Here is a 26,132-nt window from a genome sequence, read left to right on the forward strand (position 1 = left end):
GGGGAGGGCTGGGGTGGGGGCAGGCAGGTTGCCACGGCGATTCACGCGCGCCTTTGGCGCGCACCCCCATCCCAACCTTCCCCGCAAGCAGGGGAAGGAGCAAACGCGGAAGGAGCAAGCGGGGGAAGGAGCAGGCGGGAAGGCCCGTGAACGCAATCAGTCCCGTCGCGCGCCCAGCATCCGGAGCAGGGCGATTGCAGCGGCGGGATTGCGCTCCTTCGCCGCAGCGATGAAGAAGACGAACACGTCGCGCCTGCGCGGCGCAACATCCGGCGCGGTCAGCATGGGCAGCTCGTCCAGCGTTCCTCCCCCGGCCCAGGTGCGCACGCGTGCCGCCCACGCATGCAGCTCGGCATCCGGGTATCCGGACGCAATCCCGGGACGCGAGCGCATCAACCGCGCATAGATGAAGTCAGCGGTGGCGTCGGCGAAGCTCGGATGTTCATCCGAATCGGTGAAGACCGTCGCCATGCCGTGGCGACGGACCAGGGCGATGTATTCCGCATCGACGAACGCATGGTCGCGCACGTCCAGCACATGGCGCAGCGGCCGGCCGCCGGCCTGCCGAGGCAACAGTTCGAGGAACGCGCCGAACGCCGCACGATCGATGCGGGTGCCGGCATCGAACTGCCACACCAGCGCAGCCAGGCGATCGCCCAGCTCGGCGATGTCGCCCACGAAGTCCTCGACCTGCGCGCCGGCCCTGTCCAGCGCGCGCGACTGGGTGATCCGCTTGGGCGCCTTCGCGGTGAACACGAAACCGGGCGGCGTTTCGTCGCGCCACTTCGCGTACGTCGCCGGCTTCTGCGCGCCGTAGTAGGTCCCGTTGATCTCGATCGCCGAGAGCTCGCGGCTGGCGTACTCCAGCTCGCGACGCTGGACCAGGCCCCTGGGGTAGAAGTTGTCCCGCCAGGGCGCATAGGTCCAGCCACCGATGCCGACGCGGATGCCGTCGACGGCGGGCACCCCGTCGCCGGGCAGGTCCAGACTCAGGCTGCCCACGGGTCGTAGCTCCCGAACCACCACAGATGGCCTTCCGGATCCCGGCAGGAATAGCCGCGGCCGCCGTAGCCCTGGTCGGCGATGTCCTGCACGATGCGCGCGCCCGCGGCGGTTGCCTGTGCGTAGTGCGCGTCGACGTCGCGCACGACCACGCAGGGACTCTGGGTCTCGCGCAGTCCGGTTTCGTCGGGCTGCGCGATCTGGCGGCCCCATTCGCTGTCGTTGCCGGTCGAACCGAGCATGACCATGCCGTTGCCGAAGGTCAGCTGGGCATGGCGCACGGTGTCGCCGTCGGCGTACACCGCGTGCTTCTCGAAGCCGAAGGCGCGGCACAGCCAGTCGATCGCAGCGGGTGCGTCGCGGTAGCGCAAGCAGGGAATGATGGTGCTGGTGGTGTTGGCGGCGTTGCTCATAAGGTCCTCGTGTGGACAGGTCGCGCGTCTGGGCGCCGGGGCAATCTGGCGCGTCCACGCGTCGGGGTCTTGTAGATTCCGGCACTCATGGCAGCGCCACGTGTCGCTGCCACTCGCCGCGCCGAGCCATCCAACTGGTAGGTGTCATCCCGGAGAAGGCGCGAAACTCGTGCACCAGGTGCGCCTGGTCGTGGAAGCCACCGTCGGCGGCGAGGCCCGCCCAGTCGATGCGCCCACCGGCGCGTGCGGCCGCCAGCGCGGCATGAAAGCGCTGCAGGCGCACATGGCGCTTGGGCGACAGTCCCACCTGCTCACGAAACAGCTCGCCAAACCGCCGCGAAGACAGCCGGCATTGCGCGGCGATGTCGTCGATGCGCTGCACGCCGGGCGCGGCCTCGATCAGGCGTAGCGCGTGCGCGACCGTGGGGTGCACATGCGCAGCAGTCGCGCCGGCATGGCGCAGCAACCAATGCTCGAGGATGTGCAGGCGCGCGGCGGCATCGGGCGCCGCCAGCAGGCGTTCGCGCAGCGGGGCGGCTTCGCCCGCCGCGATCGCGTCGAGATCGACGTGGCCATTGGCGATGGCGTCCATGCGTTGGCGGAAGAACGGTGCCGCCGCGCCGGCATGGAACACGACGCCGACAACGCGGACCTGCTCGGCCGTATCGATCAGGCAACTGCGGGAGGACGGTGCGTCGAGCGCGGCGCCCGCATTGCGCGTGCAGCGCAGCGCCTCGTCGTAGACGCGGCTCTCGTCCTCGTCCAGGTTGATCACCAGTTGCGCCCGTGCCGATGGCAGCAGGCGGTCGAAGCCATGCGGCTGCCGCGGCAGGTCGCAATCCCAGATCGACGCGACAAGCGACGACAGCGGTGCAGCCGGCGCGACGACGATCAATCCCATGGCCATGCCTCGGCGGGTCCGTGCGCAGGGTAACGCACGCGGCGCTCACCGGCGTGCAGGGCAGGCGCCCCGGTTGCCTCCCTACGCAGCAGGATCGATCCGCAGGCCCACCTGTGCGTCGCTGCCCCGTTCGCGCGGCACCTCGACATGGCTCGAGCGGTGCCCGATCGCATCCCCGTGCGCATCGAGGGAGCGGTCGAACGCCGCCAGCCCGAATCCCCATCATCGCGCCAGGCGCGGCGTGCGCCTGGCGGCGATCGGGAAGGCCGCAAGCAGGTGCTGGAGGAGAGTTACTCGATCGGCTCGTCCAGCAGCAGCTGGCGTGCGAAGCGCACCGGCGGCGCGCCCTGGGCGAGGATGCCGTCGTGGTAGGCCTTCACGTCGAAGCCGTCGCCGGCCTTGGCCTCGGCCGCCTTGCGCGCGTCGAAGTGCTCCTGCGCGCCGACGAAGTAGGTGGCCAGCTGGGTCGACGAGAGCTGCGCGCGTACCCACTTGCCGTCGGCCTCGCTCTGCTGCTGGAAGGTCTGGCGCACCATCAGGTCCATGGCCTGCTCCTTGGTCCAGTTGTCCACGTGCAGGCCCTGGTCGAGGATGGCGTTGCCGACCGAGCGTGCGTAGAACTTCAGCTGCATCAGGCGAAACAGCGGGTCGTTGTCGAGGTAGCCGGCATCGGCCAGCACGCGCTCGGTATACACGGCCCAGCCTTCGGCGAACGGGCCGGAGCGGAATACGGCTCGCAGCGTTGACGGGTGCCCGGACGAGTGCACGCCCTCCAGGTAGTGGCCCGGCATCGCCTCGTGGATCGACAGCACGTGGATCATGTAGTTGTTGTATTCACGCAGGAACGAGTCCACCTGCTTTCCGTCCCACCCGTCCGGGATCGGCGAGATCGCGTAGTAGGTATCCAGGCCCTTGTCGAGCGGGCCGGGCGAATCGCAGTAGGCAACCGAGAAGCCGCGCTGGAACTCGGGCATCAGGATGATCTTCACCGGATCGTCCGGCACGGTCACGATGTCCTTCTCGCGCACGAACTGCGTCGCCACTTCCAGCGTGTGCTTCGCGAAGTCCACCACCTGGTCGCGTGCCGGCCGCTGTTCGTAGGCGAACTCCATCGCAGCCTCGATCGCGGCCTGCTTCTGTTCTTCGGTCGGCGCGTCGGGCGTGGCCGGCGCACCGGCCTTGTCGGCAAGCACGCCGCGCGCAACCGTGTACATCTCGTCGCGGATCCGCGCCAGTTCGGCTTCGGCACGCTGGCGGATTTCCTGCCTGGTGAGCGAGGAGTTGAGCGCGAACTGCAGCTGCTGGTCGTAGAGTTCGGCGCCCACGCGGAACTCGCCCTTCGCGTTCGGCACCAGGGTTTCGTCCAGCCAGCGCTGGTGTTCGTCGACGGCGGTGCGCAGGGTTGCGACTGCGGCGTCAAGGCGTTCGCGGTCGGCGCCCTGCAGCAGGCCGGCGTTGGGCGTGATGAAGGTGTCGACCAGGCTGAGCACGCCGCGGTTCTGCTGTGCGACCGTCTCGGCGTGGGTGCGCGGTACGCGCGCGGGGTCGAGGTTTTCGCGCGCCTGCGCCAGCAGCGCCGGGATCTTTTCCATCCGCGCCGTGGCCGAAGCCAGTCGCTCGGGCAGCGGCGCGAACTCGCGCGCCATCAGGCCGTAGATCGCGCCGCCGGCCAGGCCGCTGTAGATCTGCGGATCGCGGGCCCAGCCCTGCAGGGTGCCCTCGTTCCACAGCGCGTACTGGAGCTGGTTGCGCAGGATCCGCGCGTCGACCTGGTTCTCGCGCGAGAGCGTGGCCAGCTCGATCGCGTCGAGTTCGGCCAGCATGCGCCGGTTGAAATCGTCGGCCTTCGCACGGCCGGCGGCGGACAGGTCGTCGAGTTCGGCATCGAAGCGGTGATCACCGATCTGGGTGGCGGCGACCGGCGTCAGCGCGAGGGCCTGGTCGAGGTAGCGCTGCGACAGTTGCGCGAAGCGGGCGTCGGCCTGCGATGCCTGGGCAGCGTCGCTGGCGGGCGTGGTAGCCGCGTCGGCCGCGGGCGCGCGGTCACCGCCGCACGCGGCAAGGGTCGCGGCAAGGAGTGCGGCTGCAAGCAGGGAAGGGCGCATCGTGGTCCGGCGTGAAAGTGTGATGCGGCAGCATAGCGGCAGTGGCGAGGCCGGTGCGGACGTGCCTGCGCGGGGCACGGTCTTGCCGGCGGCGAACGTGTCGGAAGTCATGCCTGCGGCGAGAACGGCGCCGACTATGCTGGCGACTGTTGTCCGGATGACGGAGGAAGACGATGCAGCGACGTGGATTCCTGGCCCTCGGCGGCCTCGCCGCAGGCGGCGCGATGCTTCCGCCGCTCCTGATGGGCCGCGCGATCGCGGCGGAGCAGCTGCTCGCGCCGGTCGACGCCGTCGCCAGGAAGCGGCTGGCCGATGCCGCCCTGCAGGCCGCGACCGACGCTGGCGCCAGCCACTGCGACGTGCGGATCGGGCGCTACCTGCGCCAGTCGCTGATGACGCGCGAGGCGCTCGTGCTCAACGTGGCCAACGAGGAGTCGGTGGGCGTGGGCGTGCGCGTGATCGCCGGCGACGCCTGGGGCTTCGCCGCGACCAGCCGGCTCGATCCCGATGCGGTGGCCAATGCAGCACGCCAGGCGGTGGCCATCGCCCGGGCCAACGCGCGCATCCAGTCCGCACCGGTGCGGCTGGCGCCCGCGCCCGGCGTGGGCGAAGTGGCGTGGCGCACGCCGATCGCGAAGAACGGCATGGCGGTGCCGATCGGCGACAAGCTCGACCTGCTGCTGTCGGTCAATGCGGCCGCGCTGGAATCGGGTGCGAGCTTCGTCAATTCGCGCATGTTCCTGATCAACGAGCAGAAGTATTTCGCCTCAACCGACGGCTCCTACATCGACCAGGACGTGCACCGGATCTGGGTGCCGTTCACGGTGACGGCGATCGACAAGGACAGCGGCAAGTTCCGCACCCGCGACGGCCTGTCGGCGCCGATGGGCCTGGGCTACGAGTACCTCGACGCCGATCCGTCGCAACGCTTCGAGCTGCCCGGCGGCGTGGTCGCCTACGGCAAGTCCTACGACATGCGCGCCGACGCCATCGCCGCGGCCAGGCAGGCGCAGCAAAAGCTGAAGGCGCCCTCGGTCAAGCCCGGCAAGTACGACCTGGTTGTCGACCCGAGCAACCTGTTCCTGACCATCCACGAGAACGTTGGCCACCCGCTGGAACTCGACCGCGTGCTCGGCTACGAGGCCAACTATGCCGGCACCAGCTTCGCCACGCTCGACAAGCGCGGCACGTTCCGCTGGGGCAGCGACATCGTCAACTTCAGCGCCGACAAGACCGAGCCGGGCAGTCTCGGCGCGGTGGGCTACGACGACGAGGGCGTGAAGTGCAAGCGTTGGGACCTGGTGCGCGACGGCGTCCTGGTCGACTACCAGTCGATCCGTGACCAGGCGCATATCCTCGGCAAGACCGAATCGGACGGCTGCTGCTACGCCGATTCCTGGTCGAGCGTGCAGTTCCAGCGCATGCCCAACGTCTCGCTGGCGCCGGGCAAGGTGCCGCTCAGCGTGCAGGAGATGATTGGCGGCGTGGAGAACGGGCTCTACATCCACGGCCGCGGCTCGTACTCGATCGACCAGCAGCGCTACAACGCGCAGTTCGGCGGCCAGCTGTTCTTCGCGATCCGCAACGGCGAGGTGCAGGAGCTGGTGGAGGATGGCGCCTACCAGATCCGCACCCCCGAGTTCTGGAACGCGTGTTCGGCAATCTGCGACGCGCGCGACTACCGCCTGGGCGGGTCGTTCTTCGACGGCAAGGGCCAGCCGAGCCAGGTGTCGGCGGTGTCGCATGGTTCGTCCACCGCGCGCTTCGACGGACAGAACGTGATCAACACGGCGCGTTCCTTGGGCTGACACGCAAAAATTTGCCACCGCGCGGCCGCTTCCGTGGCGGCGGACACCTTGACCCTGCCGAAAGTCATTTGCGCACGCGCACCGTCGCGTCGAGAATCGGGATTCCCTCCGGCGCGCCGCGCGACCCGGAGCCGCGGCGCCAGCGCCGCGGACACGACAACGGAGATACGGCCTTGCAACGACGCGATTTCCTGGCCCTCGGCGGCCTCGGCATGGGCGGCCTGGCGCTGCCTGCATGGCTCGGCAAGGCGATCGCCGCCGAGCAACTCGTCACCACCCTCGACGTCGCGATCAAGAAGCAGCTTGCCGACGCCGCCCTGCAGGCTTCGCGCTCGGCCGGCGCCAGCTACTGCGACGTGCGCATCGGCCGCTATCTGCGCCAGTTCGTGATGACGCGCGAGGACAAGGTGCAGAACGTGGTCAACACCGAGTCCACCGGCGTGGGCGTGCGCGTGATCGCCGACGGCGCCTGGGGCTTCGCCGCCACCAACGGCCTGACCACCGAATCGGTGGCCGAGGCCGCGCGCCGTGCCACCGCGATCGCCAAGGCCAATGCCAGGGTGCAGGCCGCGCCGGTGCAGCTGGCGCCCGCTCCGGGCTACGGCGAGGTGGCGTGGAAGACGCCGATCCGCCGCAACGCGATGGAAGTGCCGCTCAAGGACAAGGTCGACCTGCTGCTGTCGGTCAACGCGGCGGCGACCAATGCCGGGGCCAGCTTCGTCAACTCGACCCTGTTCCTGGTCAACGAGCAGAAGTACTTCGCCTCCACCGACGGCTCCTACATCGACCAGGACGTGCATCGCATCTGGGCGCCGATGACGGTGACCGCGATCGACAAGGCCAGCGGCAAGTTCCGCACCCGCGACGGCCTGTCCGCGCCGATGGGGCTGGGCTACGAGTACCTCGACGGCGACGCCTCGCAGAAGTTCGTCTCGCCCAACGGCGTGGTCAACTACGGCCAGTCCTACGACATGGTCGAGGACGCGGTCGCGGCCGCGAAGCAGGCGCAGGAGAAGGTCAAGGCGCCGTCGGTGAAGGCCGGCAAGTACGACCTGGTGCTCGATCCCTCGCACACCTGGCTGACCATCCACGAATCGGTGGGGCATCCGCTCGAACTCGACCGCGTGCTGGGCTACGAGGCCAACTACGCCGGCACCAGCTTCGCCACGCTCGACAAGCGCGAATCGAAGTTCCAGTACGGCAGCGACGGCGTCACGATCTTCGCCGACAAGACCCAGCCCGGCAGCCTCGGCGCGGTCGGTTACGACGACGAGGGCGTGAAGTGCAAGCGCTGGGACCTGATCAAGGACGGCACCCTGGTGGATTACCAGACCATCCGCGACCAGGCGCACATCGGCGGCAAGACCGAGTCGGACGGCTGCTGCTACGCCGACTCCTGGTCGAGCGTGCAATTCCAGCGCATGGCCAACGTGTCGCTGGCGCCGGGCAAGCAGAAGCTGTCGGTGGCCGACATGGTCAAGGACGTCGAGAACGGCATCTACATCATCGGCGACGGCTCGTTCTCGATCGACCAGCAGCGCTACAACGCGCAGTTCGGCGGCCAGCTGTTCTACGAGATCAAGGACGGGAAGATCACCGGGATGGTCGAGGACGTGGCCTACCAGATCCGCACGCCGGAGTTCTGGAACGCGTGCGCCGCGGTCTGCGACGAGAGCGACTACCGCTTGGGCGGGTCGTTCTTCGACGGCAAGGGCCAGCCGGGCCAGGTCTCGGCGGTCTCGCACGGTTCCAGTACCGCACGCTTCAACGGCATCAACGTCATCAACACCGCCCGTTCGCTCGGCTGACCGGCACAGGAGAACACCATGAGCATCTTCACCGAAGCCGAAGCCAAGGCCATCCTCGACAAGGTCATCGCGCTGTCCAAGGCCGATGAATGCACCGCCACGCTGTCGGGCGGCAACAACGGCAACATCCGCTTCGCACTCAACGACGTGTCCACCAGCGGCATCGTCGACAACGTCGAGCTGGGCGTGTCGGTCGCGTTCGGCAAGCGCGTGGGCACCGCGACCATCAACGAGTTCGACGACGCTTCGCTTGAACGCGTGGTGCGCCGCGCCGAGGACCTGGCTCGGCTGGCGCCGGAAAACCCGGAGTTCGTGCCGGCCATCGACAAGCAGACCTACGCCCCGACCAGCACCTACAACGCTGCGACTGCGGCGATCACGCCGGAGTACCGCGCGCAGGTGGCGGCCGATTCGATCGCCCCGTGCCGCCCGGCCGGGCTGGTGGCGGCGGGCTTCCTCGAGGACAGTCGCTCGTTCACCGCGATCGCCAACAGCAACGGCAACTTCGGCTACCAGACCTCGACCGGCGCGGACTACACCTGCACGGTACGCACCGAAGACGGCCGCGGTTCGGGCTGGGTGGGGCGCAACGTCACCGACGTCTCGCAGCTCGACGCCGGGCGCGACGTCGCCATCGCCATACGCAAGGCGCGCGAATCGGCCGAGGCCAAGGCGCTGGAGCCGGGCAAGTACACCGTGGTGCTGGAGCCGCACGCGGCCGCCGGCCTGATCTCGTTCATGATGTACTTCTTCGACGCGCGCCAGGCCGACGAAGGCCGCAGCTTCCTGTCGAAGAAGGGCGGCGGCAACAAGCTCGGCGAGCAGGTCTACGACCCGCGCGTGAACATCTGGGCCGATCCGGCTGATCCGAACGCCCCGGTCCTGCCCTGGGACGATGAGGGCATGGCGCGCAAGCGCATGCCGGTGATCGAGAACGGCAAGATCGCCAACATGCTGTATTCGCGCTACTGGGCGCAGCAGCAGGGGCGCGAAGCGGTGGCCACGCCGGGCAACCTGATCATGTCCGGCGGCACCAAGTCCACCGCCGACCTTGTGCGCGAGACCGAGCGCGGCATCCTGGTCACGCGCACCTGGTACATCCGCATGGTCGATCCGCAGACCGTGCTGCTCACCGGCCTGACCCGCGACGGCACGTTCTACATCGAGAACGGGCGGATCCGGCATCCGGTCAAGAACTTCCGCTTCAACGAATCGCCGGTGATCATGCTCAACAACATCGACGAACTCGGCAAGCCGGTGCGGGTGAGTGGCGATGAATCGCGCTTCGCGATGATGATCCCGCCGATGCGCCTGCGCGATTTCACCTTCACCTCGCTGTCCGACGCGGTGTGACGCAGCGTCGCAAGCACCGTGCTCCCTCCCCCGCGCGCGGGGGGTGAGGGTGGCCTGCTTGCGCGGCACCGCCGTGCAGGCCGCCCGAACGACCAGCGCGCTGCGCCGGGCCGGACGGGTTGGGGTGGGGGCAGGGTCGCAACACGCTTATCGCATGTCCACTTCATCGCACCATCCGCAGATTCCGGCCAGTCCTGTCGCGCCTTCAGGGACGGGAGCTTCCCGCCCATGAACCGCGCGCAGTTCCTGCGCCTGGGCCTCGGCGCTGCCGCCGGCGCCTGGTTGGCCACGAAGTCCTCCGGCGCGCATGCCGCGGGCGCGGCCAGCTACGACTTCTGGTTCACGCGTCTGAAGTACGACTCGGGCGATTGGGACGTCGACGAGCGCATGCCGTCGAACATGATCACCTCGCTGATCGACTACACCGGCCTGCGCGTGGACCCCAGGGAGCACGTGGTCGAGCTGGCCGATCCGAAGATGCTGTCGGCGCCGTTCTGCTACCTGGCCGGGCACAAGCTGGTCGAGTTCAACCCGGCCGAGCGGCGCAACTTCGAGCGCTACCTGCGCAATGGCGGCTTCGTGTTCGTCGACGACTGCAACCACGACATCGACGGGCTGTTCGCCAAATCGTTCGAGGCGCAGATGGCATCGATCTTCGGTGCGCGCGCGCTGGCGAAGCTGCCCAACCGGCATCCGCTCTACAGCAGCTTCTTCAGTTTCCCGGACGGGCCGCCGGCGACCAGCTACGAGCTCAACGGATGGGGCGACGACCTGGTGCACGACTACCTCAAGGGCATCAGCATCGACGGCCGCCTGGGCGTGCTCTACAGCAACAAGGACTACGGCTGCGAATGGGACTACGACTGGCGCAACAAGCGCTTCCTGGCCGAGGACAACACGAAGTTCGCGGTCAATATCGTGGTGTATGCGCTGACCGCATGAGCAGGTCGAGCGTCCGGCGCAGGAATCTGCCGCACTCTTCTCCCTCCCCTTCAAGGGGAGGGCCGGGGTGGGGATGGTGTTCCGGATGCGTGCGCCGGATCCGGCCGTGTCAATCCATTCACACCATCCCCACCCAACCCTCCCCTTGAAGGGGAGGGCTTTGGTACCCACCGGATTGCCCATGACCACGACCCTCACCGAACCGGACATCCAGTCGCGCCTCTCGCGCCTGTCCGAGCTGCGCGCCGCCATCGCCACCGCGATCGTCGGCCAGCACGAAGTCGTCGAGCAGTTGCTCACCGGCCTGCTGGCCGGCGGCCACTGCCTGCTCGAGGGCGTGCCTGGCCTGGGCAAGACCCTGCTGGTGCGCACCCTGGGCCAGGCGCTGGAACTGCAGTTCCGGCGCGTGCAGTTCACGCCCGACCTGATGCCCAGCGACCTGCTTGGCACCGAGCTGCTGGAGGAAGACCACGGCACCGGCCATCGCCACTTCCGCTTCCAGCAGGGGCCGGTGTTCACCAACCTGCTGCTGGCCGACGAGCTCAACCGCACGCCGCCCAAGACCCAGGCCGCGCTGCTGGAGGCGATGCAGGAACACACCGTCAGCTTCGCCGGCGTCACCCACGCGCTGCCCGCGCCGTTCTTCGTGCTGGCCACGCAGAACCCGATCGAGCAGGCCGGCACGTATCCGCTGCCGGAGGCGCAGCTCGACCGCTTCCTGTTGCATATCGCGCTCGACTATCCGGGCGAGGACGAGGAGCGCGCGATCATCGCGCAGACCACGTCCAGCCATGTCGCCCAGGTGCCGCGGGTGATGGATGGCGAGGAGGTGCTGGCGCTGCAGGTGCTGGTGCGCGAGGTCCACGTGGGCGACGAACTGCTGGCGTGGATCACCCGCATCGTGCGCGCGACGCGCCCTGGCGAGGCTGCGCCGCAGGTGGTGCGTGACTACGTGAAGTGGGGTGCGGGACCGCGTGCCGGCCAGTCACTGGTGCTGGCCTCGAAGGCGCGCGCGCTGCTGCACGGGCGCCTCGCCGCAACGCGCGAGGATGTGCTGGCGCTGGCCGCGCCGGTGCTGCGCCACCGCCTGCTGCTGTCGTTTGCGGCCGAAGCGGAAGGGCGGCGTCCGGACGAAGTGATCGCCGCGCTGCTGCGCGACGTGCCGTATCCGGGCGCCTGAGCGTCGCGACGATCGTGGCCTGGGATCCCGTCACGCCGGGCTTGCGCGCGCAACTGCGCGGGCTGCGCATTGCTTCGCGGCGCAGCAGTGCGCTGCGCGGCGGCGGCCAGCACCGCAGCCGCGACAAGGGCGCGGGGCTGGAATTCTCGCAGTACCGCAGCTACGAGCCGGGCGACGAGCCGCGTCGCATCGACTGGAAGCTGTACGCGCGCAGCGACCGATTCTTCGTGCGCGAGGCCGAGCGCGACAGCCCGCTTGCGGTGTGGATCATGCTCGACGCCAGCGCCTCGATGACGCAGGCAGACGAGACGCGGCCGGACTGGTCGCGCCTGGATGCGGGCAAGGCGCTGGCGGCCTGCATCGCCGAGGTTGCGCTGCGCCAGGGCGATCGCGTTGGACTGATCGCGCTGCGCGAGGATGCGCTGTCCTTCGTACCTGCGGCGGCGGGCAGCCGCCAGCGCGAGCGGCTGCTGTTCGAGCTCGCACGCATCCGCGCCGGTGGCGGCGTGCCCGATGAATCACGCCTGCGCCCGGTCTGGGATCGCATCGCCGCCGACGACCTGGTGGTGGTGCTGGGCGACTTCCTCGATCCGGCGGTGCCCGGCCTTGCGACGCGGCTGTCTGCCGCACGCCGCGAAGTGCTGGCAATCCAGCTGCTGGCCGTGGCTGAGCGCGACTTTCCGTTCGACGACGGACGCCGCTTCATCGATCCGGAAACCGGCGAGGCGATGCCCGGCGACGCACGCGCGCTGCGCACGGAATTCCTCGCTCGGTTTGGCGAGGCGCAGCGGTCCCTGCATGCGCGGCTGGGCCAGGCCGGCATCCGCCACGCCGTGCACGTGCTCGACGAACCGCTGCTGCAGCCGCTGCACCAGTTGTTCGCGGCGGGCCCGGGCGGCGCGGACGCATGAATCCGATGCTGCTGTTGCCTGCCGGACTGGCCGCGCTCGCAGCGCTGGCGCTGCCGCTGCTGATCCATCTTGCAAAGCGCCAGCAGCAGCGGCCCACCGTGTTCGCCGCCCTGCGCTGGCTGCGCGCACGGCCGCGGCCGCGGCGGCGGGTCCGCATCGACGAACCCTGGCTGCTTGCGGTGCGCCTGCTGCTGGTGGCGCTGCTGGCGGTGCTGCTCGCGCAGCCCGCACTGCTGGGCGTCGAGGACAAGCGCCCGCGCCTGCTGGTGGCGCCCGGTGTCGATGACGCGATGCTCTTGGCCGCGCGCGCCGATCCGGAGGTGGATGCGCGCTGGCTGGCGCCCGGCTTTCCAGCGCTGGACGGGGCCGCGCCCTTGGGCGACTTCGCGAGCGCAAGCCTGCTGCGTGAGTTCGACGCGACGCTGCCGACGGCTGCGCCGCTCGCGGTGCTGGTGCCTGAGCGCATGACCGGTGCGGATGCAGCGCGCCTGCAGCTCACGCGCCAAGTCGAGTGGCGGATCGCCGCCGGTGGCGCCTGGCCCGAGCCGATGGCGGACAAGGCGCCGAAGATCGCGATCCGGCACGACGTCGCGCATCGTGACGGGGTGCGCTACCTGCGCGCGGCGGCGCTGGCGTGGGCGGACGCAGAGGACGCGACGATCGATGCGGCCGAGTCCACGAACCTGCCCGCGGAGAACGCCGAGGTCCTGGCGTGGATGCATGCAGGACCGCTGCCGGACGATGTCCTGCACTGGGCGCAGGCAGGCGGCCAGGTGCTGCTGCCGGCTGATGCGGAGATTGCGGGCGGCAGTGCGCCGGTGGCTGTCTGGCGCGACGACGATGGCGATCCGCTTGTGCATGCGACACAGGCCGGCAAGGGCCGGTTGCTGCAGCTGGCGCACGCGCTTGCACCCGGGGCGATGCCGCAACTGCTCGAGCCGACGTTCCCGCATGCGCTGCGTGAGCTGCTGCAGCCCGCACCCGCGCCGACCGCGGTTGCCGCGGCCGATTACGTGCCCGGCACGGGCGGGCTTGCGATGGCGCCGGTGCCGCTGGACCTGAGGCCCTGGCTTGCGCTTGCGATCGCGCTGCTGGCACTGCTGGAGCGCTGGCTGGCGACGTCGCGCCGGCGCGGAGCGGCCGCATGAGTGCCACTGCCGCGCTCGACCAGGTATTGCGCCGCGTCCGCCGCCGCATCGCGCTCGATGCGCTGCTTGCCTGGCTTCCGCTGCCGTTCGCGCTGGCCGCGCTGCTGTGGCGCTGGGCTGGGACGACGCCTGCACTCGCCGTGGCCACGCTGGCGCTGCTCGCGATCGTCGCATCGGTCGTGCAGCGGCTGCGCCGCTTCAACCGCAGCTGGCTGGCGCGGCGACTGGATGCGTCGCGTCGCGACCTCGACGACAGCAGCGCGCTTGTGTTCGCAGACCCGGCGTCGCTGTCGGCGCTGCAGCGCCTGCAGCGCGATCGCCTCGAGCAGCGCCTGCGCGAGCGTCCCGCGCCCGACCTGCGCCCATCGTGGTCGATACGTGCGATCGCCATCGCATGGCTGGCGGTGGTGGCGGTGTGCATCTTCGTTGCGCTGTGGCCGGCATCGCGCCCGTCGTCCGTCGCCGCGGCGATTCCGCTGCGCAGCGCGCAGGCGGCGGAAGAGCCGCGCCTGCTGGCGCAGTCGCTGCAGGTGCAGCCGCCCGGCTACACCGGCCTGGCTCCCGCGACAACGCAATCGCTGGACGCCCAGGCGCCCGCCGGCAGCACGCTGCAGTGGATGCTGCGCTACGCGCCGCAGCCCGCAGCCGTCGAGCTGGTCTTCCATGACGGCGAGCGCATCGCACTGCGGCGGGAAGGCGAAGCCTGGATCGCCGACCACGTGCTGCAGGCCTCCACGCTGTATCGCGTGGTGCCTGCCAGTGTCGCTGATGCAGGCTCCTTGCCGCTGCACCGCCTCGATGCGATCCCCGACCAGCCGCCGCGCGTGCGCGTCCTGCTGCCCGAGCGCGGCCTGACATTGCTGGCCCCAGGCCAGCGCGACTGGCAGCTGCAGTTCGAAGCTACCGACGATCATGGCGTGGCCGCGCGCGCGCGCCTGCTGGTCACGCGCACCGAAGGCACTGGCGAAAACATCCGCTTCCACGACCACGTGCGCGTGCTGCAGGGCCGCGGCGACGCGCGCAGCAAACGCTTCGAGGTGCGGCTGCAGCCGTCGGACTTCGGCCTGCAGCGCGGCGAGGACCTGGTCGCGCGGCTGGAGGTGACCGACAACCGCGCGCCACAGCCGCAGCTCACCCGCAGCGCAAGCGTGATCCTGCGCTGGCCGCCGGAGCCGGTGCTTGGCGCCGAAGGCCTGGACGGGCTCGCGCGGCAGGTGCTGCCGGCGTATTTCCGCAGCCAGCGCCAGATCATCATCGACGCCGAAGCGCTGCTGAAGGAGAAGGCGCGGCTCGCCAGCGACGAGTTCGAACGACGCTCGGACCTGATCGGCGTCGACCAGCGCCTGCTGCGCCTGCGCTACGGCCAGTTCCTCGGCGAGGAGAGCGAGGGCGACAACGCCCTGCCGACCAGCGACCTGCCCACCAGCGACCTGCCGGCCGCCGACGGGCATGAGGATGATGCGGACGGTGCGCACGCGAAGGACGATGGACCGGAACAGGAACACGGCCACGATCACGGCGAGCCCGGCGCCGCGCAACCCGGTGGCTTCGGCACCGTGGGTAACGTGCTCGAGCAGTTCGGCCACACCCACGACATCGCCGAGGCTGCGACCCTGCTCGATCCGGAAACGCGGGAAACCCTGCGCAAGGCCCTCGGTGAGATGTGGCAGTCCGAACTGCACCTGCGCCAGGCCGCGCCCGGCGAAGCGCTGCCGTACGCCCATCGCGCGCTGGAGTTGATCAAGCAGGTGCAGCAGGCAGAGCGCATCTACCTGCAGCGGGTGGGCACGAAACTGCCGCCGATCGACGAATCGCGCCGCCTGGGCGGTGATCGCAGCGGCTTGCGCAATCGCCCGCTGCCGGCACTCACCGCGCCCGCAGGCGAGGACGCGCTGGAGGCCGCCTGGCAATCGCTGGAGGGCGCGCCGGCGGACACGCTGCCGGCCACGCTCGACGGGCTGGAGGCCTGGGCCGACGCAGGCCGCGACCGGCTCGAGGACCCGCTCGCCTGGATCGCCGCCATCGACGCACTGCGCCAGGATCCGGGCTGCGACAGCTGTCGCGAAACGCTGCGCGGCCTGCTGTGGAGCGCGATGCCGCGCCCGGCCGGCGGGTTCGCACCGCGCGCGGACGATGCCATGTCGCGCCGCTATCTCGATGCGCTGCACGCCAGCGAGGACACGCCATGAACCTGCAGCAGTGGGTGCTGCTGGTGCTGGCGCTAGCGGTGGTCGCGGGCGCGGTGCGGCTGTGGCACGCGCACAGGCTTGATCCGCGCGGGCCGCGCGCCTGGCGCCTGCTCGCGCTGCTGGTCCTGCAGCCGCTGCTGGCGGGCGCGCTGTACCTGACGCTGTTTCCGCCGCAACGCGACGTCGATCCCGTCGCGCTGGTGCTGCTCACCGAGGGCGCGAGCGCTGCGGACGCCGCGCGCGCGGATGGCATCGTGCTGGCGCTGCCGGAAGCGGGCGAGGCCGGTGACGTGCCGCGCGTGCCCGATCTTGCCACCGCGCTGCGCCGGCATCCCGGCAGCACGCGCGTGCAGGTGCTGGGTGCGGGCCTGACCGCGCGCGACCGTGATGCCGCGCGCACGGTGTCGATCGCGTTCGCGCCGCCGCCACTGACGCCGGGCATCGTGCACCTGGCGATGCCGCAACGCGTGACCCGTGGCGCGAGTTTCGCGATCGCCGGCCAGGTCGAGGCCGTTGCTGCCGGCAACATCGAGCTGCGCGATCCGGCTGGTCGACGCGTCGATGCCGTGCCGCTGCATGACGACGGTCGTTTCCTGGTGCGCGGCATCGCAATGGAAGCCGGCGCGGCGCGGTTCGAGCTGCGCCTTGTCGATGCGGATGGCGCGACGCTCTCGCAGGTCGCTGCGCCGTTGTGGATCGAAGCGGCCACGCCGCCGCGCGTGCTGTTGCTGGCCGGCGCACCCGGTCCGGAAACGCGCGCGCTGCGGCGCTGGCTGGTTGATGCCGACGCGCAGGTGCAGGCCTGCATCGCCTTGGGTGGCGGCCTGCAGCTGGGTTCCGCGCCGCTGGGCGAGGCGGCGCTGGCCGAAGCCGATCTGGTGATCGCCGACGCGCGCGCCTGGTCCGGCCTGGGCGAGGGTGGCCGCGTCCGCGTCCTGGCTTCGGTCCGCGCAGGCATGGGGCTGCTGCTGCGCGCCGATACCACGCTGCCCGGGGCGTCGCTGCGCGGCGTGAACGGCAAGGGCTTCACGATCGCCGGCGGCGCGGGCAGTGCGCCCTGGGCGCTGCCGCCTGCGCGGGTGGATGACGAACCAGCGCTGCGTGCACGGCTCGGCAGCGGCAGCCGCGACGCGCCCTTCGACCTGGAACAGGCGCAGGCGCCGCTGCCTGCGCTCGCGCGGCGCGGATGGCGCGTGCAGGGCGAGCAGGCCGTCGCGTTCGCGCCCGGCGACGGAATGCCGCCTGGCTGGTGGCGCGCCGAGGGACGCGGTCGGATCGGCCTGTGGACCCTGCTCGACAGCTACGTGCTGCCGCTGCACGGCCGCGCGGATCTGTACGACGATATCTGGAGCCCGGTCGTCGCCACGCTTGCGCGGGCGCGTACCGACAACTTACCGGTGATCGATGCAGGCGCCCGGGTTGGCGAGCGGATAAGCGTCTGTGGCTGGCCGCCCGGCGCGACCGTCGAGGTAGCCGACGGCAGCGTGTTGCGGCCGCTCGTCGACCCGGCAAGCGGCAGCCGCAGCTGCGCCGGCATCTGGCCGAGCGTCGACGGCTGGCACCAGCTGCGGCTGGACGATGCGCAGCGGTGGTTCCATGTCGCTGCCGCCGACGCGGACGAACCCATGCGCCTTGCCGCGCTGCGCGATGCCACGCTTGCACTTGCTGCGTCTCCATCGGCGACAGACGCGAAGACAGACGCGAAGACCACGTCTGCTTCGCCAGTGCGGGCTCCAGGTCAGCCTGGGCCGGCATGGCCATGGTTCCTGCTGTGGCTGCTGCTGGCCGGGCTCGCCTGGTGGCTGGAGCGCTCGCGCGTGGGCCTGGCGGCGAGCGGGCCGGTAGACGGGGGGAGGTCCCCCGTCATCCCGGTGAACACCGGGATCCATCTTGATCCTGCTCCGCTGCTTGCGGGAAAGCACAATGGATCCCGGCTTTCGCCGGGATGACGGCTGATAATGCCGTGGAAGCGTGGCGCAGTGGCTGACGACTGCGTTCGTAATCGCATCCGCGATCTCACCGTCCTGTAGGAGCGGCTTCAGCCGCGAACGGGCGGCGACGCGTCGTCGATCGGGGCTGAAGCCGCTCCTACACAGGCATCCTGCAAAGCATCCTGCGGCCTCATCGACGCACGCGCGGTCACGACAGCCTTGCACGGCGCGCGTATCCTCGTGGCCGGTTCCCAACGAGGTGCGCACCATGGCGAAGTACCAGGGCAGCTGCCACTGCGGCAGGATCGCGTTCGAGCTGGACGGCGAGATCGGCCAGGTCATCGACTGCAATTGTTCGATGTGCCGGCGCCGTGGCGCACTGCTTGCCGCGTTCCCGCGTGAGGCGCTGACGCTCACGACGCCTGAGGACAACCTGTCCACCTACCGCTTCAACCGCAAGGCGATCGACCATCACTTCTGCGCGCACTGCGGCATCGCGCCCTTCAGCGAAGGCAAGGGCGGTGACGGCGCGGCGATGACCATGGTCAACGTGCGCTGCCTGCCGGAGGTCGACCTGGCCACGCTCCAGGTGCTGGCCGTGGACGGCGCGAGCCACTGACCCGGCGCAGGCATCGTTTCAGGCCGGCGCGCTCGCCCGCGGGCCCGTGCGGGGAAGGGGGATAGGCTTCGCCGTCCCCGGGTTTGAACCATCGTCCCCAACGCGCCAGACTCGCGTCACAGCCAGCTGCACCGCCGAGGAACCAACGATGACCACGCGCCGCGATTGCCTGAAATTATCGATTGCCGCCGCGCTGGCGGCCACCCTTCCGCACGGTCGCCTGCTGGCCGCCGACGAGGGCAAGCTGCTCACCCGTGCGATCCCGTCCTCGGGCGAGCAACTGCCGCTGATCGGCCTGGGAAGTTCGGCCACCTTCTCGCAGATCGCGCGCAGCGAGGACACCTCGGCGCTGCGCGAAGTGCTGCAGGCGCTGGTCGCCGGCGGCGGCACGGTGTTCGATACCGCGCCCTCCTATGGCGCATCCGAGGAAGTCGCCGGCGAACTCGCGCGTGAACTCGGCATCACCGAGCGCGTGTTCTGGGCGACCAAGGTCAATGTCGCCGGCCGCGAAGCCGACGCGAAGGCCGATCCCGCCAAGGCGCGCGAGCAGATCGAGACCTCGTTCAAGCGCCTCGGCAAGCAGCAGCTGGACCTGGTACAGGTGCACAACCTGGCCGACGTGCCGACGCAGCTCGGGATCCTGCGGGAGTTCAAGGCCGAAGGGCGGGTGCGCTATGTCGGCGTGACCTCGACCAGCAAGCCGGCCTATCCGCGTCTGGTCGAGATCATGCGCAACGAGGAGATCGACTTCATCGGCGTCGACTACGCGGTCGACAATCGCGACGTCGAGGAAACCATCCTGCCGCTGGCGCAGGAACGGAAGATCGGCGTGCTGGTGTACCTGCCGTTCGGCCGCACGCGCCTGTGGCAACGCATCGGCGAGCGTCCGCTGCCGGACTGGGCGGCGGAGTTCGACGCCCAGTCCTGGGCGCAGTTCATGCTCAAATACGTGGCCGCGCATCCGGCCGTGACCTGCGTGACGCCGGCCACCAGCAAGGCACGCCACATGGCGGACAATCTCGGCGCCGGACGCGGGCGCCTGCCCGATGCGGCGCAGCGCCAGCGCATGGCCGAATACATCGACGCGCTGCCGGCGGCGGGCTGAATGTGGACCGCGGGCGATGAATCAATCGCCCGCGTGGTCCCTCCTCTGCAGGAGCGGCTTCAGCCGCGACCTCCGCAGCGATGCACGCCCCCGACGCCATGTTCGCGGCCTGAGCCGCCACCGCAGCGGCAGGCTACTCCCGCCCCTCCTCCTGGTCGTCGATCTCGACGAAGGCATCAAGGTCGAAAGCCATCGCTTCCACCGCATCGCGCACCTTGCGCGCAGTGGCGGCATTGGGCACTTCGACCTCCACTTCGTGCGTATCGGCACCGCGCGAATCGTGCAGGCCGGCGGAGCTGGAATCGGGATCGTCCATGCGCGGCATCAGGTCGGCCACTTCCTCGACGTGCTCGATCCCCTCCAGGCTCTGCAGCAGGTTCATGATCGCGCGGACGTTGTCTTCGGAACTGACGATGCGGAGGCGGAGCAGGGCCATCACGATCTCTCGGCTGTAGGGGGCGAAGGCAGACTAGGCAGGCCTTGGCAAACGCGGCGTGAGGATGCGGCGTTCGATACATCCCGCCGACCGGCGCCGCATCCCGAACCCGGCCTGGCGCTGACGCCACTCCCGGCTTCGCGTCAGCCCTGGTCGCCGTCCGGCGTGCGCACCGGGACCGCGATGTTGCACAGGTCGATGTGGCCGGCCGGGCGGTGGTAGAAATCGTCGCTGCGGTTGCGACGCGATTCCACCAGCGCGTCGAACGTTGGCGTATCGGTACGCAGCACCTCGATGCGCTCGCGCTGCGCTTCGGGCAGCTGCGATGCCAGCGTGACCGCCTTGATCGGGGTGCGCTGCGCCGCGTCCTCGTAGACACCCATCGGCGGCGGGCCGCGGTCGATCGCACTGAGCAGCTCCATGCCGCTGAGCACCCGCCCGACCACGGTGATGTTGCGGTCGAGCTGGCGCGGCGACTGCCCGGTGACCACGTAGAGCTCCGCGCCGATGCTGCTGTCGGGCGCGATGTTGCGGCCGGCGCCGAGCGCGCCGTAGCAGTGCGCCATCCAGGCCTGGCCTTCGGCGCCTTCGCGCGCGGCGGGGAAGCCGTCGGCAAAGCCCACCTGCGCGGCCCAGCCGTCGCGGTCGGGCAGGGCATGGAAGGGCAGCCCGCGCGCGCTGCGTTCGAACTCCGCCGGCAACGTCTGCTTCGCGCTGCCGAGCGGCTTCGCCTTCGCCGGGTCGTCGGCCTCGGCATCGCCGAACTGCACCACGAAGTTGTCGTGCGAGCGGTAAATGCTGGTGCCGTTCCAGAAACCCTCGCTGGCCAGCGTGCGGATGTTGGCGACGTGCCCGGGTGCGAAGGACGGCGCCAGCTCGATCACCACGCGACCCGCGTCGAGGTCCATGTACAGCGTGTTCTCCGGGGCCGGCGTGCGCCAGTCGGACGGCTGCGAGGCATCGAGGACCTCCTGCGTGGTGCGCGGTTTGGCCACGGCGCCAGGCTCGGCCGCGGTCAGCGGCAGCGCCAGGGTGGCGGCAAGGATGGCGATGGCTGGATGGAAGCTGGGCATGCGGCATTCCCGGGTGGGTGAGGCGGCGATTGTGGCCGATCGCCTGCGACCCGGACTAATGGCACATCCGCTATAGCGAAGTTCGCAATAGCATCTGTTCCAGATGGCGGGAGGACCGCATGGCGGCCGGCGACGAACAGGAAGAGGCACAGCTGCGCAAGTTCCAGAAGGAGCTGAGCGCGGGCACCGTGTCGCTGGCGCTGCTGGCCGTGCTGGGCGCATCCGGCGAGCCGATGTACGGCTACCAGATCGCCAAGAGGTTGGAGCGCTTCGGCGACGGCGTGCTCAGCGGCAAGCAGAGCGCGCTGTACCCGGTGCTGCGCAACCTGGAGGCTGCCGGATTGCTGGACAGTTCGATCGAACCGTCCGATGCCGGCCCGCCCCGCCGCTACTACCGCATCACCGCAGCAGGGCGCGTCGCCCTGCGCGTGCGGGCCGCCGCCTGGCGTGCAACCCGCGATTCCGTTGACGCCGTCCTGGAGGGGACCTGCGAATGAACAGCGAACGCTTGCCGACCACCATTCCCGAATACCTCGAGCACCTGCGCCGCTCACTGGCCGGCGCCGACCCGGCGCTGGTGCAGGACGCGCTGTACGACGCCGAGGAATACCTGCGCTCGGAGCTGGCCGAGAATCCCGGCAGGAGCGAGGCCGAGGTCATCGCCGCGGTGGCATCGAGCTACGGCGCGCCGGACGAGGTCGCCGACATCTATCGCGACACCGAAGTGACGGTGCAGACCGCGCTGCGTGCACCACCGCCGCGCCCGCGCCGGTCAGCGCTCGGCCGCTTCTTCGGCGTGTTCGCCGACCCGCGCGCCTACGCCTCGCTGTTCTACATGGTGCTGTCGCTGGCCACGGGCATCTTCTACTTCACCTGGGTGGTGGCCGGCTTCTCCACATCGCTGGGCCTGTCGGTCACGATCGTCGGCATTCCGCTGCTGATCCTGTTCTTCGGCTCGGTGCGGGTGCTGTCGCTGGTCGAGGGCAGGATCGTCGAGGTGATGCTGGGCGAGCGCATGCCGCGGCGGCCGCTGTACACCGCGCGCGGCCGCAGCGTCTGGCAGCGCATCGGCGACATGTTCACCGATCCGCGCACCTGGAGCACGTTGCTGTACTTCGTGCTGATGCTGCCGCTGGGCATTGTCTACTTCAGCGTCACGATCAGCTTGTTGGCCTTCGCGCTGTCGCTGATCCTGAGTCCGTTCGCGCTGTTGCCGGGCGTGCACATGAACGTCTGGCTGTTTGGCTTGGACATCCCGGCCGAGGCGCCGTGGCTGCTGCCGATTCTGGTTGCAATCGGGGCACTTGTTCTGGTGTCGACGCTGCACATCGCGCGCGGTATGGGCCGCATGCACGGTCTGCTGGCGAAGCACCTGCTGGTGAAGACCGCGCAGTACGCATGAGGCTGGCTGGCGTGCCGCCTGGCCTGCTGCAGCCCGACTCGCAGACTGAGCAGGCCACAGTAGAGATATATGCGAGGGAACGATGATGGCAGGACCGTTTCGGTTGACCATGCGCGGGCAGGCTTTGATGCTGTGGCTGCTGCTCGCCCCATGGCTGGCGTGGGCGTCCGCCCCCGAGTTCCCGATGGCCGTCGTGGTTCCGGGGGACGACGAGGCGAATGCTGAGGCCGTCGCCGTGCTGGCGCGCGACGTGCTCGGTGCCGCCGCGCGTGGCGTGGTCGACGTACCCTCGGCTGGCCTGGCGCATCTGCGGATCGCGTCCGGCAAGTCGGCGGAAGCGGCGCAGGCGGTCGCTGCAGTCATGCGCGAGCTGGCGGCTGCCGGCGATGCCGATCGCGCGAGGCGTTGGGCGCCCTACCTCCTGTACGCGCGGGCGGGCGGCGTGGACGGGGAATTCGATGACGCCTATGCAGACGCCTTCCGCGAACTTTTCGGAGGGCTCGAAGATCCGGAGGCGCAGCGCACCGCCTACTGGTTCGTGGCGGATGTGGAGGGCGCGCGGGCCAGCCTGCGCGCCGCACTGGCGCAGCTCCACGGAAGGAGCCGCATCGGGCTGGACGAAGCATTGGATCTGGCGCGCAGGCAGGCGTTTGTCACGACCTACAGTGCCGCGACGACGCTTGCGCCAGCCTTGGTTGGGGCCGACGAGGATGAGCGCTATCTGATCGACGAAGGCGCGCTGATCCGCACTCCGCAGGGCGCGACGCTGTCGGCTGTGGTCGCGCGCAGCCGCAAGGTGCAGGTGCCGCAGCCGGCGGCCATGCTGTTCACCATCTACGCCGATCCCGATGCCAACCGCGCCACCGCAGTTGAAGCCGCCGCGCGCGGCTATGCGGGCGTGGTGGTCGATGCGCGCGGCAAGCGCCTGGGCGTCGACGCGATCCGGCCGTACGAGACCGAGGCCGACGATGCTGCCGCCGCGGTGGAATGGATCGCCAGCCAGCCCTGGAGCGACGGTCGCGTCGGCATGTACGGCGGCAGCTACTCCGGATTCGCGGCCTGGGCGCGACCAAACGCATGCCCCCGGCGCTGAAGACGATCGTGCCCTACGTGGCGGCCATTCCCGGACTCGGCCTGCCGATGGAGAACAATGTATTCCTCAGTGCCAACTACGCGTGGCCGTTCTACGTCGCCAACCACCGCCTGCTCGACACCGCGACCTACTTCGACCGCGAGCGCTGGCAGCGGTTGCCCGAGGCCTGGTACGCCAGCGGGCGGCCGTACCGCGAGATCGACCGCGTCGATGGCACGCCCAATCCATGGCTGCAGCGCTGGCTGACGCATCCTGCGTACGACGAGTACTGGCAAGCGATGGTGCCCTACGGCGAAGACTTCGCGCGGATCGACATTCCGGTCCTCAGCATCACCGGCTATTACGACGACGGGCAGGTCTCTGCGCTGCAGTACTTCAAGGAGCACCTGCGGCATCGACCGGACGCGCCGCACTACCTGGTGATCGGCCCATACGACCACTTTGGCGCGCAGGCGACGTTCAAGCCCCGGTCCCTGCGCGGTTACGACCTCGACCCATCCGCGCAGTTCGACACCCGCGAGCTGACGTTCCAGTGGCTTGACCACGTGTTGCGCGGCGGCGAGCGCCCGGCGCTGCTGCGGGACCGCGTCAACTACCAGCTGATGGGGGCCGACGCGTGGGGGCATGCACCCTCGCTCGCGGACGCGGCAGATCCCGTGGCCTTCCATCTGTCGGATGCGCCCGTTGGCAGCTACCTGCTGCTGTCGGATGCGCCCGCGGAGCGGGTGACCTGGATGAGCAGGCGCGTCGATCTCGCCGACCGCTCCGGCGAACACGGTGGCTACTATCCCGACCCGGTCGTCCTCGACCGGATCGACGTCGACGGCGGCTACGCGTTTGCCAGCGCGCCCTTCGAACGCCCGACCTCGGTGGTTGGCAGCTTCTCAGGCGATCTCAAGGTGCGCAGCAGCAAGCGCGATTTCGATTTCAGCGTGCTGCTGTATGAGCTGCGGCCGGACGGCAGCGCGATGCAGCTGTCGTATTACGTCGGCCGCGCCAGCCACGCGCGCGACATGACCCGTCGCGAGCTGCTGGTGCCGGGCCAGTGGACCACGCTGCCGTTTGAGCGCACGCGGATGACGGCCCGGCGCATGCAGGCCGGCAGTCGCCTGCTGGTGGTTCTGGACGTCCTCAAAGACGGCCACCACCAGGTCAACATGGGGACGGGCAAGGACGTGAGCGACGAATCCGCTGCGGACGGAGGCGAACCGCTGGTCGTCGACTGGCACACGGACAGCATGATCCGCGTGCCGTTGCGGCACTGAGTGGGAAAGTGCCGAGGCGCGCTCAGCGCGCGGAGGCAGCCTTCCTGCGCGGTGCGGCCTTGCCGGCGCGGCTCTTGTGCCCGCCCGGTGCGCGCTTGCCATCGCCCGCCACGTTCGCGGCGATGAAATCCCGCACCTTCGGATACACCTGCTCGCGCCAGCGGCGGCCGCTGAAGATGCCGTAGTGGCCTGCGCCCTTGACGGTGAGGTGGTGGCGGTCGTCTTCGGCGACGGCGGTGCACAGCTCGTGCGCGGCGCGGGTCTGGCCGAGCCCGGAGATGTCGTCGAGTTCGCCCTCGATAGTCATCAGCGCGGTGCCGGAGATCGCGGAAGGGTCCACCCGCTCGCCGCCCACGTCCCACAGCCCGCGCGGCAGCAGGTGCTCCTGGAACACGACGCGGATGGTGTCGAGGTAGTACTCGGCCGGCATGTCGAGCACGGCGTTGTATTCGTCGTAGAAGCGCCGGTGCGACGCGGCGTCGTCCAGGTCGCCCTTGACCAGGTCCTGGTAGAAATCCCAGTGCGACATGAAATGCCGCTCGGGGTTCATGGCCATGAAGCCGGTGTGCTGGAGGAAGCCGGGATACACAGGACGTCCGGCGCCGGGGAAGTTCTGCGGCACCCGGTGGATGACGTTGTTCTGGAACCACGACAGCGGCTTCGTCGTGGCGAGGTTGTTCACCGAGGTCGGTGACTCGCGCGTGTCGATCGGCCCGCCCATCATCACCATCGAGCGCGGCACCGGCTCGCCGCGCGCGGCCATCAGCGATATCGCCGCCAGCACCGGCACGGTGGGCTGGCACACGCTCATCACGTGCAGGTCCTTCGCACCGATGTGGCGGATGAAGTCCTCGATGGTGTGTACGTAGTCGTCGAGCGTGAACGCGCCGGCGTCCTTGGGCACCATGCGCGCGTCGACCCAGTCGGTGATGTAGACCTTGTGGTCGCGCAGCATGGTGCGCACGGTGTCGCGCAGCAGGGTGGCGTGGTGGCCCGACAGCGGCGCCACGATCAGCACCGATGGCTGCCCGCGCATCTCGCCGATGGTGCCCGCGTCGTCGGTGTAGCGCTTGAAGCGCAGCAGGTTGCAGAACGGCGTCGAACGCACCGTCTTCTCGACCACCGGATAGACCTCGCCTTCCCATTCGAGCGAATGGATCTCGAAGGCGGGTTTCTCGTAGTCCTTGCCGATGCGGTAGACCAGCTCGTTGGCCGCGGAGATGCGCCCGGCACCGGGCATGCCCGAGAGCCAGCTTCCGGACGTGGAGAACGCCTTCGCGTTCGCCTCGGCCCAGTAGGTGAGCGGGGCCATCCAGGAGCGGTTGAATTCATGGAACTGGTAAAGGAACATCGGCATCACGTGTGTGGCGGCTGCTGCGTCGCAGCATAACCGATCGGGACGGGCCCCCAGTCAAGGCTGTGCGAGGGCTGGCGGAGGACGTGCGCCG

20 protein-coding genes and 1 pseudogene are annotated in these 26,132 nt (G+C 69.7%); 14 read left to right on the forward strand and 7 right to left on the reverse strand.

Going from position 1 to position 26,132, the window contains the following annotated elements; translation table 11 throughout:
* Positions 1 to 156 precede the first annotated feature (156 nt).
* The 4 genes from ACW5DW_RS05595 to ACW5DW_RS05610 all read right to left on the reverse strand — a co-directional run bounded on the left by ACW5DW_RS05595 (position 157) and on the right by ACW5DW_RS05610 (position 4,421).
* The gene (locus ACW5DW_RS05595) at positions 157 to 993 is read right to left on the reverse strand and encodes a DUF72 domain-containing protein (RefSeq protein WP_457018412.1); all 837 of its coding nucleotides are present in this window, start codon (positions 991 to 993) and stop codon (positions 157 to 159) included.
* A complete protein-coding gene (locus tag ACW5DW_RS05600) occupies positions 990 to 1,415 on the reverse strand; it encodes a VOC family protein (RefSeq protein WP_457017771.1) in 426 nt (141 codons plus the stop codon). Before ACW5DW_RS05600 ends, ACW5DW_RS05595 begins: the two co-directional genes overlap by 4 nt.
* Positions 1,416 to 1,500: 85 nt before the next feature.
* Complete coding sequence (locus ACW5DW_RS05605; protein ID WP_457017772.1) at positions 1,501 to 2,322, reverse strand: helix-turn-helix domain-containing protein; 822 nt, start codon at positions 2,320 to 2,322, stop codon at positions 1,501 to 1,503.
* Positions 2,323 to 2,606: 284 nt separating this feature from the next.
* A complete protein-coding gene (locus tag ACW5DW_RS05610; protein ID WP_457017773.1) occupies positions 2,607 to 4,421 on the reverse strand; it encodes a DUF885 domain-containing protein in 1,815 nt (604 codons plus the stop codon).
* Between the two features lie 173 nt (positions 4,422 to 4,594).
* On the opposite strand from ACW5DW_RS05610, the gene ACW5DW_RS05615 reads away from it, so the two are divergent.
* The 11 genes from ACW5DW_RS05615 to ACW5DW_RS05665 all read left to right on the forward strand — a co-directional run bounded on the left by ACW5DW_RS05615 (position 4,595) and on the right by ACW5DW_RS05665 (position 19,415).
* Positions 4,595 to 6,229 (forward strand): TldD/PmbA family protein, encoded by a 1,635-nt coding sequence (locus tag ACW5DW_RS05615; RefSeq protein ID WP_457017774.1) that lies wholly within the window; start codon positions 4,595 to 4,597, stop codon positions 6,227 to 6,229.
* Positions 6,230 to 6,402: 173 nt separating this feature from the next.
* Positions 6,403 to 8,037: a TldD/PmbA family protein gene (locus ACW5DW_RS05620; protein ID WP_457017775.1), complete on the forward strand. Its 1,635-nt coding sequence runs from the start codon at positions 6,403 to 6,405 to the stop codon at positions 8,035 to 8,037.
* 18 nt (positions 8,038 to 8,055) lie between these two features.
* Positions 8,056 to 9,390 carry a TldD/PmbA family protein gene (locus ACW5DW_RS05625; protein ID WP_457017776.1) on the forward strand — a complete coding sequence of 445 codons (1,335 nt, stop codon included), beginning with the start codon at positions 8,056 to 8,058 and terminating at the stop codon, positions 9,388 to 9,390.
* 228 nt (positions 9,391 to 9,618) lie between these two features.
* Positions 9,619 to 10,332 carry a DUF4159 domain-containing protein gene (locus tag ACW5DW_RS05630; RefSeq protein ID WP_457017777.1) on the forward strand — a complete coding sequence of 238 codons (714 nt, stop codon included), beginning with the start codon at positions 9,619 to 9,621 and terminating at the stop codon, positions 10,330 to 10,332.
* Between the two features lie 181 nt (positions 10,333 to 10,513).
* Positions 10,514 to 11,512 carry an AAA family ATPase gene (locus tag ACW5DW_RS05635; RefSeq protein WP_457017778.1) on the forward strand — a complete coding sequence of 333 codons (999 nt, stop codon included), beginning with the start codon at positions 10,514 to 10,516 and terminating at the stop codon, positions 11,510 to 11,512.
* Between the two features lie 11 nt (positions 11,513 to 11,523).
* Entirely contained in the window at positions 11,524 to 12,423 is a 900-nt protein-coding gene (locus tag ACW5DW_RS05640) for a DUF58 domain-containing protein (RefSeq protein ID WP_457018413.1), read from the forward strand.
* Positions 12,420 to 13,571 carry a BatA domain-containing protein gene (locus ACW5DW_RS05645; protein ID WP_457017779.1) on the forward strand — a complete coding sequence of 384 codons (1,152 nt, stop codon included), beginning with the start codon at positions 12,420 to 12,422 and terminating at the stop codon, positions 13,569 to 13,571. The genes ACW5DW_RS05640 and ACW5DW_RS05645 overlap by 4 nt, the downstream gene beginning before the upstream one ends.
* Positions 13,568 to 15,760, forward strand: a complete 2,193-nt coding sequence (locus ACW5DW_RS05650) for a hypothetical protein (protein WP_457017780.1) — start codon at positions 13,568 to 13,570, stop codon at positions 15,758 to 15,760. Before ACW5DW_RS05645 ends, ACW5DW_RS05650 begins: the two co-directional genes overlap by 4 nt.
* Positions 15,757 to 17,709 (forward strand): hypothetical protein, encoded by a 1,953-nt coding sequence (locus ACW5DW_RS05655; protein ID WP_457017781.1) that lies wholly within the window; start codon positions 15,757 to 15,759, stop codon positions 17,707 to 17,709. The genes ACW5DW_RS05650 and ACW5DW_RS05655 overlap by 4 nt, the downstream gene beginning before the upstream one ends.
* Before the next feature lie 250 nt (positions 17,710 to 17,959).
* A complete protein-coding gene (locus tag ACW5DW_RS05660) occupies positions 17,960 to 18,310 on the forward strand; it encodes a GFA family protein (RefSeq protein ID WP_457017782.1) in 351 nt (116 codons plus the stop codon).
* A gap of 148 nt (positions 18,311 to 18,458) precedes the next feature.
* A complete protein-coding gene (locus ACW5DW_RS05665) occupies positions 18,459 to 19,415 on the forward strand; it encodes an aldo/keto reductase (RefSeq protein WP_457017783.1) in 957 nt (318 codons plus the stop codon).
* A gap of 133 nt (positions 19,416 to 19,548) precedes the next feature.
* On the opposite strand, the gene ACW5DW_RS05670 is transcribed toward ACW5DW_RS05665, so the two are convergent.
* Together ACW5DW_RS05670 and ACW5DW_RS05675 are read right to left on the reverse strand one after the other, a co-directional pair.
* Positions 19,549 to 19,851 (reverse strand): hypothetical protein, encoded by a 303-nt coding sequence (locus tag ACW5DW_RS05670; protein ID WP_457017784.1) that lies wholly within the window; start codon positions 19,849 to 19,851, stop codon positions 19,549 to 19,551.
* A 143-nt stretch (positions 19,852 to 19,994) separates the two neighbouring features.
* Entirely contained in the window at positions 19,995 to 20,924 is a 930-nt protein-coding gene (locus tag ACW5DW_RS05675; RefSeq protein ID WP_457017785.1) for a peptidylprolyl isomerase, read from the reverse strand.
* A 119-nt stretch (positions 20,925 to 21,043) separates the two neighbouring features.
* On the opposite strand from ACW5DW_RS05675, the gene ACW5DW_RS05680 reads away from it, so the two are divergent.
* The 3 genes and pseudogenes from ACW5DW_RS05680 to ACW5DW_RS05690 all read left to right on the forward strand — a co-directional run bounded on the left by ACW5DW_RS05680 (position 21,044) and on the right by ACW5DW_RS05690 (position 24,684).
* Entirely contained in the window at positions 21,044 to 21,421 is a 378-nt protein-coding gene (locus tag ACW5DW_RS05680; protein WP_457017786.1) for a PadR family transcriptional regulator, read from the forward strand.
* Positions 21,418 to 22,326: a sensor domain-containing protein gene (locus ACW5DW_RS05685; RefSeq protein ID WP_457017787.1), complete on the forward strand. Its 909-nt coding sequence runs from the start codon at positions 21,418 to 21,420 to the stop codon at positions 22,324 to 22,326. The genes ACW5DW_RS05680 and ACW5DW_RS05685 overlap by 4 nt, the downstream gene beginning before the upstream one ends.
* Before the next feature lie 361 nt (positions 22,327 to 22,687).
* A pseudogene (locus ACW5DW_RS05690) lies at positions 22,688 to 24,684 on the forward strand (CocE/NonD family hydrolase).
* 22 nt (positions 24,685 to 24,706) lie between these two features.
* On the opposite strand, the gene ACW5DW_RS05695 reads toward ACW5DW_RS05690, so the two are convergent.
* A complete protein-coding gene (locus ACW5DW_RS05695; protein WP_457017788.1) occupies positions 24,707 to 26,041 on the reverse strand; it encodes a polyhydroxyalkanoate depolymerase in 1,335 nt (444 codons plus the stop codon).
* Between the last annotated feature and the right edge of the window lie 91 nt (positions 26,042 to 26,132).

It is taken from the genome of Luteimonas sp. A482 (genome assembly GCF_054072655.1).

Coding starts and splice junctions, on each gene's coding strand:
- ACW5DW_RS05600 (WP_457017771.1), bottom strand. CDS start 1,415: ATGAGCAACGCCGCCAACACCACCAGCACCATCATTCCCTGCTTGCGC.
- ACW5DW_RS05605 (WP_457017772.1), bottom strand. CDS start 2,322: ATGGCCATGGGATTGATCGTCGTCGCGCCGGCTGCACCGCTGTCGTCG.
- ACW5DW_RS05610 (WP_457017773.1), bottom strand. CDS start 4,421: ATGCGCCCTTCCCTGCTTGCAGCCGCACTCCTTGCCGCGACCCTTGCC.
- ACW5DW_RS05615 (WP_457017774.1), top strand. CDS start 4,595: ATGCAGCGACGTGGATTCCTGGCCCTCGGCGGCCTCGCCGCAGGCGGC.
- ACW5DW_RS05625 (WP_457017776.1), top strand. CDS start 8,056: ATGAGCATCTTCACCGAAGCCGAAGCCAAGGCCATCCTCGACAAGGTC.
- ACW5DW_RS05630 (WP_457017777.1), top strand. CDS start 9,619: ATGAACCGCGCGCAGTTCCTGCGCCTGGGCCTCGGCGCTGCCGCCGGC.
- ACW5DW_RS05635 (WP_457017778.1), top strand. CDS start 10,514: ATGACCACGACCCTCACCGAACCGGACATCCAGTCGCGCCTCTCGCGC.
- ACW5DW_RS05645 (WP_457017779.1), top strand. CDS start 12,420: ATGAATCCGATGCTGCTGTTGCCTGCCGGACTGGCCGCGCTCGCAGCG.
- ACW5DW_RS05650 (WP_457017780.1), top strand. CDS start 13,568: ATGAGTGCCACTGCCGCGCTCGACCAGGTATTGCGCCGCGTCCGCCGC.
- ACW5DW_RS05655 (WP_457017781.1), top strand. CDS start 15,757: ATGAACCTGCAGCAGTGGGTGCTGCTGGTGCTGGCGCTAGCGGTGGTC.
- ACW5DW_RS05660 (WP_457017782.1), top strand. CDS start 17,960: ATGGCGAAGTACCAGGGCAGCTGCCACTGCGGCAGGATCGCGTTCGAG.
- ACW5DW_RS05665 (WP_457017783.1), top strand. CDS start 18,459: ATGACCACGCGCCGCGATTGCCTGAAATTATCGATTGCCGCCGCGCTG.
- ACW5DW_RS05670 (WP_457017784.1), bottom strand. CDS start 19,851: ATGGCCCTGCTCCGCCTCCGCATCGTCAGTTCCGAAGACAACGTCCGC.
- ACW5DW_RS05675 (WP_457017785.1), bottom strand. CDS start 20,924: ATGCCCAGCTTCCATCCAGCCATCGCCATCCTTGCCGCCACCCTGGCG.
- ACW5DW_RS05680 (WP_457017786.1), top strand. CDS start 21,044: ATGGCGGCCGGCGACGAACAGGAAGAGGCACAGCTGCGCAAGTTCCAG.
- ACW5DW_RS05685 (WP_457017787.1), top strand. CDS start 21,418: ATGAACAGCGAACGCTTGCCGACCACCATTCCCGAATACCTCGAGCAC.
- ACW5DW_RS05695 (WP_457017788.1), bottom strand. CDS start 26,041: ATGCCGATGTTCCTTTACCAGTTCCATGAATTCAACCGCTCCTGGATG.